12 protein-coding genes are annotated in these 14344 nt (G+C 51.2%); 6 read left to right on the top strand and 6 right to left on the bottom strand.

The features are described from left to right. The coding region (locus ACSTTO_RS11120) for a transposase (protein WP_439271086.1) at positions 1-126 on the top strand (126 nt) is incomplete at its 5' end. Here ACSTTO_RS11120 and ACSTTO_RS11115 read toward each other — a convergent pair. The 4 genes from ACSTTO_RS11115 to ACSTTO_RS11100 form a co-directional block, all read right to left on the bottom strand. Continuing rightward, the gene (locus tag ACSTTO_RS11115; RefSeq protein WP_439273248.1) at positions 120-1847 is read right to left on the bottom strand and encodes a DUF11 domain-containing protein; all 1728 of its coding nucleotides are present in this window, start codon (positions 1845-1847) and stop codon (positions 120-122) included. The two genes, ACSTTO_RS11120 and ACSTTO_RS11115, sit on opposite strands and share 7 nt — an antisense overlap. 324 nt (positions 1848-2171) lie before the next feature. Next, entirely contained in the window at positions 2172-2819 is a 648-nt protein-coding gene (locus tag ACSTTO_RS11110) for a response regulator transcription factor (RefSeq protein WP_439273247.1), read from the bottom strand. Then, positions 2816-3940, bottom strand: a complete 1125-nt coding sequence (locus tag ACSTTO_RS11105) for a sensor histidine kinase (protein ID WP_439273246.1) — start codon at positions 3938-3940, stop codon at positions 2816-2818. Before ACSTTO_RS11105 ends, ACSTTO_RS11110 begins: the two co-directional genes overlap by 4 nt. 6 nt (positions 3941-3946) lie before the next feature. Continuing rightward, on the bottom strand, positions 3947-4666 hold the full coding sequence (locus tag ACSTTO_RS11100) for an MgtC/SapB family protein (protein WP_439273245.1): 720 nt from the start codon (positions 4664-4666) through the stop codon (positions 3947-3949). Between the two features lie 456 nt (positions 4667-5122). Here ACSTTO_RS11100 and ACSTTO_RS11095 point away from each other — a divergent pair, with 456 nt between their 5' ends. The 4 genes from ACSTTO_RS11095 to ACSTTO_RS11080 all read left to right on the top strand — a co-directional run bounded on the left by ACSTTO_RS11095 (position 5123) and on the right by ACSTTO_RS11080 (position 9928). Then, a complete protein-coding gene (locus tag ACSTTO_RS11095; RefSeq protein ID WP_439273244.1) occupies positions 5123-5374 on the top strand; it encodes a hypothetical protein in 252 nt (83 codons plus the stop codon). Next, complete coding sequence (locus ACSTTO_RS11090) at positions 5371-5547, top strand: hypothetical protein (RefSeq protein ID WP_439273243.1); 177 nt, start codon at positions 5371-5373, stop codon at positions 5545-5547. The genes ACSTTO_RS11095 and ACSTTO_RS11090 overlap by 4 nt, the downstream gene beginning before the upstream one ends. 193 nt (positions 5548-5740) lie before the next feature. After that, entirely contained in the window at positions 5741-8464 is a 2724-nt protein-coding gene (gene mgtA / locus ACSTTO_RS11085) for a magnesium-translocating P-type ATPase (RefSeq protein WP_439273242.1), read from the top strand. Positions 8465-8980: 516 nt separating this feature from the next. Then, positions 8981-9928, top strand: coding sequence for a ring-cleaving dioxygenase (locus ACSTTO_RS11080; RefSeq protein ID WP_439273241.1), 948 nt, complete (start codon positions 8981-8983; stop codon positions 9926-9928). Between the two features lie 53 nt (positions 9929-9981). Here ACSTTO_RS11080 and ACSTTO_RS11075 read toward each other — a convergent pair whose 3' ends face one another. Further along, positions 9982-11418: an aldehyde dehydrogenase family protein gene (locus ACSTTO_RS11075; protein WP_439273240.1), complete on the bottom strand. Its 1437-nt coding sequence runs from the start codon at positions 11416-11418 to the stop codon at positions 9982-9984. 311 nt (positions 11419-11729) lie between these two features. Between ACSTTO_RS11075 and cueR the strand changes: the two genes are divergently transcribed. Continuing rightward, positions 11730-12158 carry a Cu(I)-responsive transcriptional regulator gene (gene cueR / locus ACSTTO_RS11070; protein WP_439273239.1) on the top strand — a complete coding sequence of 143 codons (429 nt, stop codon included), beginning with the start codon at positions 11730-11732 and terminating at the stop codon, positions 12156-12158. A gap of 60 nt (positions 12159-12218) precedes the next feature. Here cueR and ACSTTO_RS11065 read toward each other — a convergent pair whose 3' ends face one another. Next, positions 12219-14264: a sensor histidine kinase gene (locus ACSTTO_RS11065; protein ID WP_439273238.1), complete on the bottom strand. Its 2046-nt coding sequence runs from the start codon at positions 14262-14264 to the stop codon at positions 12219-12221. Positions 14265-14344 lie beyond the last annotated feature (80 nt).

Raw genomic sequence — 14344 nt, 5'->3', positions numbered from 1 at the left:
ATTGAGAATATGTTCGGAAAACTCAAAGACTGGCGACGCATCCATACTCGCTACGACCGATGCGCGCACACCTTCTTCTCCGCCATCTGCATCGCTGCAACCGTCATCTTCTGGCTAAATCAATGAGTCCTGAGCTTAGCGGCTGCGGCATAAAGCATTCCGTTATGCCAGGCCAGATCATGCGCAGACACGCCCATGCTCAGCGGAACCGAGGTGGCGGTCATGGACGGGATATTGATTTTGGTTATTCTCCCGGCCTGCAATGCATAAAATGTGCCATCAGGGCCGATTTCAGCCGCCACTGAACCACCGGTAAAGCCATCAACCGGACCGAGATTCACAAGACTGCCATCCTGCCCGATCCGCACCAGATTGGGTGGATTTGACCCCTGAACCCCGTAGATATATTTATCAACAGGATTAAAACCGATGGCATTATACATTTTGCCTGAAGCCGACCCGACAGCGTTGACAATGAAGGGGTTTGATCTGGCATCAAACTGAAACAGCTGCGTATTGTTATATTGCGCCAGATACATGGTGGCATCACACACACCAAAATCCAGCTGATGCGTATCAATATCGGTTGCGGTATTATTATCGGAATTGATATCCGGAGAGCCTTCGGGGCTGGTTACCGTTGCCGTATTAACCAGATTATCGGTAAAACTTGCCGGCACCGTCATAGTCATCTCAAATGTGACAGAAGCACCTGCCGGCAAATTAACCGGCACATTATCCATCCCGCCGGTGCCGCTTGCCACACCGCACACACCGCCTTTGACAGGCGCACTGCATGTCCATTGCGCTTCTGTAATGCCTGCGGGCAGTGCATCATTAACCAGTACATTCTGCACACCAAAAGGGCCTGCATTGGAAACTGCGATCGTGTAGGTGGTTTTACCCCGCACAACAACATCACGGCCATTATCTTTGGTAATGGCCAGATCAACAGGAAACTCCATGGGGGTGACGGCACATTTGGCACCATCATTATTGGTAGAGCCTGGCAAATTTGAAATCAGCGTTGCTGCGCCGGTGGTCAGATCAAATTGATAAAAACCACCCTTATTGTTGCCGCCATAAAGGCCATTGCTGGCGCCAAACAGGGCGCCAAACACGGCACCTGACGCACCTGTCGGCCCGACCCTTGTAACCTGCCCACCGGAGGGGTTGATTGTATAAAGCGTTGCCGTCGCATTATCCACCGTATAGAGCAGGCCATTATGCCATGCGAGATCGGCGATTGATAAAGACTGGCTTAATGTGAGAACTGAGACGGCTTTCGTGCTCAGATTAATCCGGTAAAGCTGATTCCCCCCTTGCTGGCGCACATAGAAAATGCCGTCCGGACTAATTTCACCGGAGTTGAACGTTTCCGCAGGCAGGTTAAGATTGGGCACCTTGCCCAGATTAACAACGCTGCCATCACTGCCTATACGAAGAAGATCACCTGTATTGGAAAAACCATAAAGGAAATTATCCTGCGGATTATAAGCGACTGCGTTATAAGTATATGCAGATGCTTTACCAACAGGCTTGACGGTAATAGGATTTCTACTTGTATCAAAGCTGAAAAGCCCCGTCGGGGCGTTTTGCGCCAGATACATGGTGGAGGTGCAGGCAAACGGAGGTTGAGCAGTCTGTGCGGCCGCATGATCGCTGCCACCGGCAATGAGCATTGTCACAGCACTCAGGGCAACAGCTGCATTGCGCAAATGAGAAAAACCGCGGCGCACAATCGTCTTCCGGTTATTGAATAAAACAACAGAAGAAATTTTCTGTGTTTTGCCAAAAACCTTTGCCGAATTGTGCAGCAAACCGCTCAGCGAAATTGAGTTTCGCATATTGAGTCCCCCTCAAAAATCCACCAACCGGCAGAGAGGGAAGCTCAACCTGCAAAAAAGATGCGCGCGTAATGTAACGCATCAACGCTCCCAAGCCCCCAACTCAGACGGTATTCAGAGTGAACGAGACAAAAAATGAGGGGTTATGTCTTTCAGGAAACGCGCGTTTTTATCAGAATATTACTGTTTGTTTGTATTAATTTTTAAATTAAGCATTTTAGTAATAAAATAATGTAAAGCATTTCGCGCATGACGATACAAAATTCTTGATATCTATTTGCGGTTGTAAAAACATATTTGCAGATTCAAGGGGATAGGGATTGTTCAGACCGGTCTTTTAACAGCCTGCAATTGCCCTATCATCCGTACCAGTTCCGGCAAGGATGTGGCCTGCATTTTGCGCATCGCCTGCGCACGACGCACTTTTACGGTGATTTCACTCACGCCCAGTTCAGCCGCGATCTGCTTGTTTAAAAGTCCTGCCACCACCTGTTGCACCACATCACGTTCACCATCATTCAGTGATGCATAACGTGTTCGCAATATCTGATAATTATTGCGCACGGCACGATTTTCACGATCCAGCGCCAATGCCTGATGAATGGCATCCAGCAAATCCTGCTCACGGAACGGTTTGGTGAGAAACTCCACCGCTCCCTGTTTCATCGCCCGTACCGACATCGGAATATCACCGTGACCGGTGATAAAAATTACCGGCAAATGCACATCCCATTTATTCATCTCCCGATGAAAATCCAGGCCGCTCATGCCCGGCATGCGGATATCCAGCACAAGGCAGGAGGGCGCATCCTGCTGCCCGGCATCAAGAAATTGCTGCACAGAAGCAAAGGATACAGCCTGCAGCCCCACGGAATGTAACAAATCCTCTATGGCTTCTCGTAAAGACTGATCATCATCAATAATATAAACCACCGAATCCGCGTGGTTTGCATTTTCTGGTGACTGCATCATGTTTCTGCCTCACTGCTTAATGTAAATTCCACACTCAGCCCGCGGGGATGGCGCGGAAAGGCGCGGATTGTGCCCCGATGGGCTTCGACAATAGTGCGGCTGATGGCAAGGCCAATGCCAATACCGTCCAGTTTGGTGGTGTAAAATGCGTCAAACATGGATTTCAATCGCTCAGCAGGCACACCCTTGCCGTTATCTGCCACAGTAATCCGCACCGTATCATCGCTGTCACTGCGCGATATAATGGTAATCTCCCGCAAAACTGTCGCGGTAATATCACGCACCGCCTCAACAGCATTGCCCAATAAATTCAGCAGAACCTGCTCAATCTCCACCTTATCTGCATAAATAACGGGCAGATTTTCATCCAGATCAAGGCGCACAGTAATTTTTGACCGCTCCAGATCACCACGGATCAGCGACAAAACATCCTGGACAAGCGCATTGAGACAAATATTCTCCCGCAAGGAAGGCTGGCGCTGTACCAGCGCCCGCACCCGCCCCACAACCTCGCCGGCGCGGGCGACATCCTTGCTGATACGCTCTGCTGCCTGTTGTGCTTTTTTAATATTGGGCGGCTGTGTTGCCAGCCATCGCTGGCAGGCTGCCGCACTGGTTGCCACCGCTGCAAGCGGCTGGTTCACCTCATGGGCAATGGAAGCTGTTAATTCACCAAGCGTCATCACCCGCGCCATATGCGCCATTTGTCGCCGCGCCTCTTCAGCTGCCTGCTGGGCATTGCGAATTTGCAGGGCAAGCCATGTTGTCACGCCAATGGCGGCAATACTGATCAATGCATTGACAATGCCGGATTCCGGCGAGCCGCTGCGGGTAAGAAAATAGCTGACAATAGTCAGAAACACACACAAAGCCGCCGTGGCCAGCACGGCTTTGGGCTGCAACAGGCGCACTGCCAGCAAAACCACTGCAACATAAAAAACCGCCGCCGCAATTTCGAGATCGGTCACCGTATCGGCAATAAAGATGATGGTAATCAGCACAATACCGGCCAGCAATGCCCAAAGCCCCGCACCATCCTGCAGAAAAAGCGGACGGAGCGCCGGCATCAGATGATCTTCCCTGACATTATCTTCAAGCGGGCGTTTTTTATTGCGCATCATCTGCTTTCAATAATCCTTGTCAAAATCATCTGCCGTAACATAGCGCCAACGCACAGAAGTCACCATCGGCTCAAGGCTCAGGCGGCCGATAATCTGCTCCAGAAGCGGATCCTGATTATTATCAGCCCGAAACAGCGCATTCACCTCAACACGGTTGCTATCTTCAATATTACTGCTCTCCAGATCCTGAATATGCAGGACTGTACCAAGATCACGCAAGAGCAAGCCCCGCACATGGGCCTCCGCATCACCCAAACAAACAATGCTCACCGCATAGCGGTTATCATATTCCGTACTATTATGGGGTTGCCGGTCAATCAGATGTACCAGCGGCCGCAAAAACAGATTGACGCTGATAATAAACAGGGTGGCAATCGCGGCATGAATATAAAAACCGGCACCGCACAGAACCCCCACGGCCGCAGAACACCACAAGGTTGCTGCCGTGTTAAGCCCGCGAACATTAAACCCCTCCTTGAAAATGATGCCCGCACCCAAAAAGCCGATACCGGAAACAATCTGCGCCGCCACGCGGGTCGGGCTGGTATCACCATCAATCAGGGAAGCAAATAACACAAATATTGCCGCCCCCACGGCCACCAGAGTATTGGTGCGCAATCCTGCCAGACGCTGCCGCCACTGGCGCTCAAAACCAATAATCCCCCCAAGCAGAAAGGCAGCCATTAAGCTGGCAAATGTGTGTAAAAGGCTTTCAACTGAAATCATGATCTCGCCCATAGATTAAAATTTTACAGGTTTTGATCCGCTATCACCCTGATACAACAGCCATATGAAGTGGCCAGACAGACATATTTTACGGATAATTGCTGGTACCTGTCTGTTTTCTTAAAGAAAAACAAGTAAATCCTCAAAAAATATACTTTCGTATATATTTTATGAACTTAATCATAGAGGAAGCATCTTTGTTCATGCTTGAGGTAAAAGCTTCACCGTTTTAAAGACAAGGCAGAACAGCATATATGCTTGTTCAAACATCAGAACCTGACCGTTCTGAAACCAGGATCACATTTTGCGGAAAACATATCAGGCTTTCCGCAGACAGATAAAAGGATGCCGGCTTCCATGCCAAGCGACAGTAGCCAACAAATCAGGCCGCAGCAGCAACAGGGTTAAGCCTTTTATCCGGTTTCGCCCGTGCCGTTGCGGCAAATGAGGTGAAACATGACCTATCCAATTCTCAGCATGGTACAGATTTTGTGCCGCTCACACAGCGGTGATAACCACCGTTTTGTCCGCTCATCCCGCCTGCCGCGTCTGGCAGATGGTATGGATGTGATTGCCATTATTGCAGATGGCACGAACCAGCCTGTTGCCCGCTGGGTACGCAACAGCAAAACCCGCAAACTCGAATGTGTCTGGTCTTCAGCAGAAGATGCAACAACACAGAACAAGCCCGCGGAGTTGCAGCCATGAATATTCTTTTTGAAACTCTGGCCGTCTTTGGTTTTGCGCTTTTTATGCTTGCTGCAAGTTTTATCCGCCTGCAGGTCAGGGCTGGCCTGCGTGAAGATTATCTGCGCCTGCAGGATGCAGAAAAACAAGCCCGTAAAAACGGGAATGAAAATGGAGATGCATATGGCTCCTGACAGTAGCCGCTGGCTGTGTGTGGTCTGACAGCGGCGGCATGCCCTCCCCTTTCAGACCATACACAGCCACTTCCCCCTTATTTTAACCAGCCATCGGAGCGGAGCAGCCCTGTGCCTATAAGACACAGGGTTCTCAGCCGCTGTGCCATTGCCGTGACAAACCGGTTTATGCCGGTCATCGCAGGAGAACATCATGAATAAACCGCTGAATAAATCCGCTTTCAAAGCGGATAAAACCGCACATCCAAAGGAGAGTAAACTCTCCTCGCGGGCAATGAAAGAAGCTCATAACAGCCTTGAAACAACATTTGCCAATCTGCGCACCGACGAGCAGGGGCTGGCCACTGCCGATGCCGCCCTGCGCCTGCAGGAAAACGGCGCCAATGAAGTGGCGCATGACAAACGCCCTCATGCACTCATCCAGCTGTTACAGGCTTACAATAATCCGTTTATCATGGTGCTGATGGTGCTTGCCATTATCAGCTCTTTTACAGATATCTGGCTGCCCTTGCGCGACGGCGAGGAGGCAGATTATACCGGTGTGGCCATCATCGTCACAATGGTGGTGCTCAGCGGTCTTTTGCGTTTCTGGCAGGAATACCGCTCCGGCAAGGCCGCTGAGGCGCTGAAAGCCATGGTGCGCACCACAGCCACCGTGCTGCGGCGCAGCAGCACCGGCAATCAGGCAGAACGCCATGAGATCCCGATGCGTGAACTGGTTGCCGGCGATATCGTGATGCTTTCTGCCGGCGATATGATTCCGGCTGATATCCGGCTGATTGAATCACGCGATCTCTATGTCAGTCAGGCTGTTTTGACGGGTGAAGCCCTGCCGATTGAAAAATATGACACGCTGGGCTCGGTTGCTGAAAAATCCGCCAGTGCCACAGCCGGCGCTGATATGGATATGCTGGATCTGCCCAATATCTGTTTTATGGGCACCAATGTGGTATCGGGCACAGCCACAGCTGTGGTTGTGGCCACTGGCTCACGCACTTATTTTGGCTCACTTGCCAAGGCAATTGTCGGCTCACGCGCCGAGACTGCCTTTGACCGCGGCGTTAATTCTGTCAGCTGGCTGTTAATCCGCTTCATGCTGGTGATGGTGCCGATTGTGCTGCTGATCAATGGTTTCACCAAAGGCGACTGGACAGAGGCCTTTCTGTTTGCGCTGGCTGTAGCCGTTGGCCTGACACCGGAAATGCTGCCAATGATTGTTTCATCCAACCTTGCCAAGGGTGCGGTTGCCATGTCACGGCGCAAGGTGGTGGTCAAACGCCTCAATGCCATTCAGAATTTCGGCGCTATGGATGTGCTCTGCACCGATAAAACCGGCACGCTGACACAAGACAAGATTATTCTTGAACATCACGTCAACACACAAAATGAACGTGATGATAATGTTCTGCGCCTTGCATGGCTGAACAGCTACCATCAAAGCGGCATGAAAAACCTCATGGATCAGGCTGTAATCCGCTTTTCCAGCGGCCTTGGTGACAAGCTGCGTGCCGCATCTTTCTACCGCAAGATTGACGAATTGCCGTTTGACTTTATCCGCCGCCGCCTCTCCGTTGTGGTGGAGGGAATTCATGGGGAACATCTTCTGGTTTGTAAGGGCGCTGTGGAAGAGATGCTTGCAATCTCCGCACAGGTCAGAGACGGTAACGAGATTGTTGCACTTGATGACAAGCGCCGCGCCGAGCTGACAGCCCTTGCCCGCACCTATAATCAGGATGGCTTCCGTGTGCTGATTATCGCCACGCGCGAAATCCCCCATCAGGCTGCCAAACCGCAATATAGCGAAAATGACGAATGTGAACTGGTGATTGAAGGTTTTCTGACCTTTCTGGATCCGCCAAAAGAAACTGCGGCGCCGGCACTGGCTGCCCTTCGTGATAATGGTGTGAAAGTCAAGGTTCTCACCGGAGATAATGAAATCGTCACCACCAAGATCTGCCGTGAAGTCGGACTGGAGCCCGGCACACCTGTGATGGGGCGTGACGTGGAAAAAATGGACGATGCCCGGCTGCGGGAAATTGTTGAGGAGACAACGGTCTTTGCCAAGCTGACCCCGTTGCAAAAATCGCGCGTGCTCAAGGCATTGCAGGCTAATGGCCACACGGTTGGCTTCCTTGGCGATGGTATCAATGATGCACCGGCACTGCGTGATGCCGATGTGGGTATTTCCGTTGATAGCGGCGCTGATATTGCCAAGGAATCCGCTGATATTATCCTTCTCGAAAAAAGCCTGATGGTGCTTGAAGAAGGCGTTATCAAAGGCCGCGAGACCTTCGGTAATATCATCAAATATCTTAATATGACCGCCAGCTCCAATTTTGGTAATGTGTTTTCGGTGCTGGTTGCCTCGGCCTTTATTCCCTTTTTGCCAATGCTGGCCATTCATCTTCTGATCCAGAATCTGATGTATGACATTTCACAACTGGCATTGCCCTGGGACAAGATGGATAAGGAATTTCTCAGCAAGCCACGCAAGTGGGATGCCAGAAATATCGGGCGCTTTATGCTCTGGATCGGGCCTACATCCTCGATCTTTGACATCACAACCTTTGCGCTGATGTGGTATGTCTTTGCTGCCAATTCCCCTGAAATGCAGGCACTGTTCCAGTCCGGCTGGTTTATTGAAGGCCTTTTGTCCCAAACCCTTGTTGTGCACATGCTGCGCACCCAAAAGATCCCGTTCATCCAGAGCACTGCCGCCCTGCCGGTTATGCTGATGACCACACTGATCATGGCAATCGGTATCTATATTCCGTTCTCGCCACTTGGTGCCACCGTTGGTCTTGTGCCGCTTCCATGGGAATATTTCCCTTGGCTCGCCGCAACACTTATCAGCTACTGCATCGTCGCACAGGGTATGAAAACGATTTATATGCGTCGCTTCGGGCAATGGTTCTGAAGCCGGGGTTCTGAAGCCAAAAATTCAAGCCACTCTTTTGCCGGCTGTTTTTTAACAAAACAGCCGGTAGCCAATCTCAGCTGAAAAGGAAGCCCCATTCTTTTCCTGCCTGTTCCACAATTCCTGCTTTTCCAACGGCAGCCTGTTATCGCCCCCCGCACAACCCACAGCCGCCACGGCGCTCCTCTCCCCGCAAATCCGCGCCATCAAGACCGCCGTTTCACAGGTCTCCACAACGGCTTCGTTTATTAACACGGCTGATCTGCCTTATTCTTTTAACAATGAGCCATTTTATGCAATTTCTTATTTTATTGCTCCTGCGTAAAAAGCGCCTGTCTGCCGCACAACTCAAAACTTTGCTGGCATGGCGTGCACAACTCAATGAAGCAGCAGTGCGCCGCCTGCGCCGCTGAGCAGACACAGTGTTTTATATTTATTCTCTTTTACCGCTGACAGCCTGCCTTATATTGCGATCAACAAGCCGGAAGAATTTTATTCCGGCGCAAGGAGAATATGATGTCGCTCAATCTGACCGGTATTCATCACGTGACTGCAATCACTGCACAGGCACAGCAAAACAAACTGTTTTACACTGATGTTCTTGGCATGCGGCTGGTCAAAAAAACCGTCAATCAGGATGATACAAGTGCCTATCACCTGTTTTATGCCGATGGCCTGGCATCGCCTGGCTCTGATCTCACTTTTTTTGACTGGCCGGCACAACCGGAAAAACGCGGCACCCGCTCTGTTTGCCGCACAGGGCTGCGTATCTCCGGTGAGAGAACACTGGAATACTGGCACAAGCGGCTTAATGAAGCGTGTGTTAAAACCGGTGATATCCGGCTGATTGACAAGCGTGCATCGCTTGATTTTGAAGATGGCGAAGGCCAGCGTTTTCGCCTGCTGGATGAGGGGCAAGCAACCCCGTCCCATCCGTGGGAGAAAAGCCCGGTTCCCGCGCAACATCAAATCCGCGGCTTGGGGCCTGTAACCATCAGCGTGGCGGATATCAGACATATTGAATCTTATCTTGTGTCATTGATGAATATGCGCAAAAGCCGTGACTATGCTGAAAAAGGCGGCCATGTGCATGTTTATGAAATGGGTGACGGGGGAGCGGCAGCAGAGCTGCATGTTATCGTGCAGCCTGATCTTCCGGTTGCCCGTCAGGGGGCTGGTGCAGTGCACCATGTGGCCTTTCGCACGCCAGATGCGGCCAGTCTGCATGAATGGCAGTGCATGCTCAATGAGCGCGGCGTACGCTCATCCGGTGAAATTGACAGGTTTTATTTCCGCTCGCTCTATTTTCGTGAGGGCAATGGCATTCTCTTTGAAATTGCCACGGACGGACCGGGTTTTGCCACAGATGAACCGCTGGAAAATCTTGGCGAGAGCCTGTCGCTGCCGCCATTTCTTGAGCATCAGCGCGCAGCCATTGAGCGCAATCTCAAACCGCTGGCCTGAAGTGCCGGCGCATAGAAAAACGGAGAGGGTAACCTCTCCGTTTTGTTTAGTATTCAGCCTGCCAGCGTATAGGCGGTCTTTACTGTTGTGTAAAACTCGGCCGCATAGCGCCCCTGCTCGCGTGAACCGTAACTGGAGCCTTTGCGGCCGCCAAACGGCACGTGAAAATCCACGCCTGCAGTCGGCAGATTGACCATCACCATGCCCGCTTCCGAATTGCGCTTGAAATGGGTCGCATATTTAAGACTGGTAGTTGCAATGCCGGAAGACAGGCCAAAAGCCGTGTCATTGGCAACAGCCAGCGCCTCCTCATAGGATTTGACACGGATGACACCTGCCACAGGCCCGAAAATCTCCTCGCGGCAAATGCGCATCTGATTGGTTGCCTCCGTAAACAAGGCAGGGCGCAGATAAAAGCCCGGTGTTGAACGCTCCAGACGCTCACCGCCAAAGACCAGTTTTGCACCTTCCTGACTGCCAAGGGCAATATAGTCCATATCCTGTTGCAGCTGGCTTTCATCCACCACCGGTCCGATATGTGTGCCCGGTTTCACCGCATCATCAACCACCAGCGTTTTCATCCGTTCCACCAAAGCATCGACAAAACGGTCATGGATACCCTCCTGTACAATCAGACGGGATGAGGCTGTGCAACGCTGACCGGTGGAGAAAAACGAGGAATTAAGAGCGGCATCAACCGCCACATCCAGATCTGCATCATCCAGAACCACAAACGGATTTTTACCCCCCATTTCCAGCTGGAACTTGCGGTTATGCGCAATAGATGCGGCCGCAACACGCTGGCCGGTAGCGGTGGAGCCGGTAAAGGTGAGCGCATGAATATCCGGACTGTCGAGCATGGCCTGACCGACAACAGAGCCCTTACCCATCACCAGATTGAGCACACCCTTTGGCAAGCCGGCACGATGGAGAATATCAACAATGGCATGGGCACAGCCCGGCACCAGATCAGCAGGTTTGAACACCACCGTATTACCATAGCAAAGCGCGGGCGCAATTTTCCATGCCGGAATGGCAATCGGAAAATTCCACGGCGTAATAATGCCAACAACGCCAACCGGCTCACGGGTAATTTCCACACCAATATTTAGCCGCACAGAAGGCAAAACCTCACCGGCAAGGCGCAATGCCTCATTGGCAAAAAAATCAAAAATCTGTGCCGCGCGCATCGTTTCGCCAATGGCCTCCGGCAAGGTTTTACCCTCTTCACGCGCCAGCAACCGGCCAAGCTCATCTTTGCGCGCCAGAATTTCATCTGAAGTTTTGCGCAAGATTGCATGGCGCTCCATAATGCCGGAGCGCGACCAGGACGGAAATGCTGCTTTGGCGGCGGCAATCGCATTCAGGGCATCGGCCTGTGTGGCGCGGGCATATTCGCCCACCACATCATTGGTATCAGACGGGCTGATATTTGGAATCGCCTCTCCGCCGAGCCATTCCCCGCCGATCAGATTTTTGTGTAATGTCATTTGTTGCAAACTCCCCTTTGCGCCAAAACCGTCTTATGCAATTGCTCAATATCCGGCATCATCATATATGATGCATCAAGATTAATCTCATATTTTCACTTCTGGCTATGGCTGAAGCCGTATCAGGCCATGATCATTCGGAATGAATGTGATATATCAGTTATTACAATAAAATTCTGCCGCTGTCATCAGCCTGATCGCATTCATAACCGCTGTTACAGATTTTTTTAACTCTTGCCTTTGATTGCAAGCCCTGCCACTTCCATATAAAGTAAAAAATCTCCTGAAACATTCGTCAGGACCGGACAGATATGATTATCGGCGAAGCAGAAAAAGCATCAGGCATATCCGCCAAGATGATCCGTTATTATGAATCTATCGGCTTGATAGAGGCGGCACAGCGCACAGCCTCCGGCTATCGGGTTTATTCCGACCGTGATGTGCAGAATTTGCGTTTTATCCGCCAGTGCCGTGATCTTGGGCTTTCGCTGGAGCGGATCAGATTACTGCTTAATCTCTGGCATAATGATCAGCGCAGTTCTGCCGAGGTCAAGCAGATTGCGCTCGCGCATGTGGCAGAGCTTAAAGAAAAAATTGCTGATATGCGCGCCATGGCCGATACATTGCAGCAATTGGCAGACCGCTGCCATGGCGATGACACGCCAGATTGCGCCATTATTGATGGCCTGGCACCACACGAAAATGAGGCTCCGTGTCATAAGCATAAAACATCAAAATAAAACCATCCGGTAACAAAACCGCGATAAAACATTTTGCAAAGATGCCGGCAAAATATGCCTCTAAAGCTGTCCTTCTGCCTGTATATCGCTTTCAGGCTGCATATCGGGCAGCGGAATGCGGATGATACAGACCAGCCCGCTTTTATTCCAGATATCCTCATAGGAACCCTGCATCTGCGCCTCAATACTCATTTTCTTCAAACGCGAACCAAAACCGCGCTGTCGCGGCTCTTGCACAATTTCAGGCCCGTTGCACTCACGCCATTCAATAATCATCTGCCCGTCTTGTGTTGACAGACGAATTTTCACCTGCCCCTCTGGCACTGAAAGCGCGCCATGCTTGACAGAATTGGTCACCAGTTCATGAAAGACCAGGCTCATCGGCGTAACATGCGCCAAGGGACAGGTCAGAGCCTCGCCTTCAATCTCAATAGGATTATGACCGGAGAACATATAAGGCTGCATCAGCCGTTCAAGAAGATCATTCAGCAAGATCCGGTCATTGTGCTGAAACAGTGCTGTGCTTTTTTGGTAAGTCAATTCAAAAGCATCGGCCAGCGCCATCATACGTTGGCGCAACTGTGCCACATAATCCTGCACATCCGTCCAGCCACGGGCAGAAAGGCTCATCAGGCTGATAATAACCGCAAACATATTTTTCAGCCGGTGATTAAGCTCCTGTGCCACAACTTCGCGTTGCTCAAGTGCTGCCCGTTCCGCTGTCACATTAACAACCAGCCCCAGCACAACCGGCCTGCCCTCATCATTATAAATCCGCCGCCCTATACCATTGACCCAGATAAATTTTCTCTGCACCGGTGTATAAACCCTGAAAGTCTCACGCATGATTGTGCCGGTGCCAATGACATTTGTATAAGCCGCCTCAATTCTCGCCCTGTCCCTGCGATGCACTGCCGGCAGAAAATCCCGCCTGAAATCTGCCTTGCGCCTGCCTTGTGCAGACAGCATATGTCCGGTCACTTCATCCATCTGCACAATACCGGTTTGGGGATCACACTCCCATATGCCGATACGGCCTGCATCAAGCGCCATTTGCAGGCGCAATTGCGCCTCCGTAAGCCGGATTTCTTTCTTACGATTGCGCTGATCCGCCAGCACCAGCGCATCACTGACCACATCCAACTCACCAATACCCGAATGCAGCGGCCGCACAGCCTGCCCATTGCCCATTGCCATGGCCTGTTGCGCCAATTTGTGCACCGGTGCCGAAATCTGCCGCCAGAATATACCGGCCAGCACGCCAGTGAGCAGCAAGGTGCCTGCCAGAAGAAAGCCAAAATAAGCAAGCGCCATCCATGCAGGCTTGTTAAAATCTGAGCGTTTAACCCCCACGCCAACCCGCCAGCCACTGAAAGATGAACGCTGATAGGCTCCCAATACCCGCTCGCCATCAAGAATCCGGCCATCCCAATGCCCGCTATCTCCGGCCATAATAGTGTGCAGCTCCTCCGGCAACAAATAGCCGGTATAGAGCTTGCTGCCCCTGCTGCGGGCAATAATCCTGTTATCACGTCCGATAACAACAGCAAGCCAGTCTTGCCCAAGGCCACCGGCCAGCAAAAGCTCTGTAATGCGCTGAACCTTCATGCTCAGCCCCAGATAATAGCGGATTTGCCCCTGTATTCTCACTGGATACACAACAGTAAAACAAAAAGGCGCATCCTTATGCGCCTGCCGCACTCCGGTGACATAGGGCTGCTCAAGCGCAGCTGCCGCATCCAGATCTTCCTTTGTTACCAAAGGCCAGTTTTCTGCACCGGCAAAATCAGAGGACAGAAGCAAAGCGGCCTCAGTATTATAAAGCGCGATATTTATTTTCAGATCACGCGCCATTTTTTCTATCGTCTGCCGGAATATATCGAGACGACCGTTTTTCAACAAATCAGAATAGCTGATAATTTCTGCTGTGCGCTGCAGGCCATAGACCTCCCGGTCAATGGCTACGGTTAGTGACTGCGCCGTGTCAACTGTTTGATTTTCAATATAATTTCTTTCCTGCAACACCAAAAGCCACAGAAAGAACCCAACAAGCACAATAAGCGGAAGCAACAGCGCGAGCGCAAACTGCGTGAGATGTCGCTTCAAACCCGCCTCCCCCGACAAACCAGTATTTTGCCAAATATATTTATGCGCATGTCAGAACAGTGACTGTTTCTGAAAAAACA

Origin of the sequence: Pseudochrobactrum albidum, from assembly GCF_051851455.1 — a bacterium.
In the GTDB taxonomy this organism is placed as follows: domain Bacteria; phylum Pseudomonadota; class Alphaproteobacteria; order Rhizobiales; family Rhizobiaceae; genus Pseudochrobactrum.
Note: the sequence above shows the minus strand (reverse complement) of the source record. Positions and strands in the feature narration are given on the sequence as shown.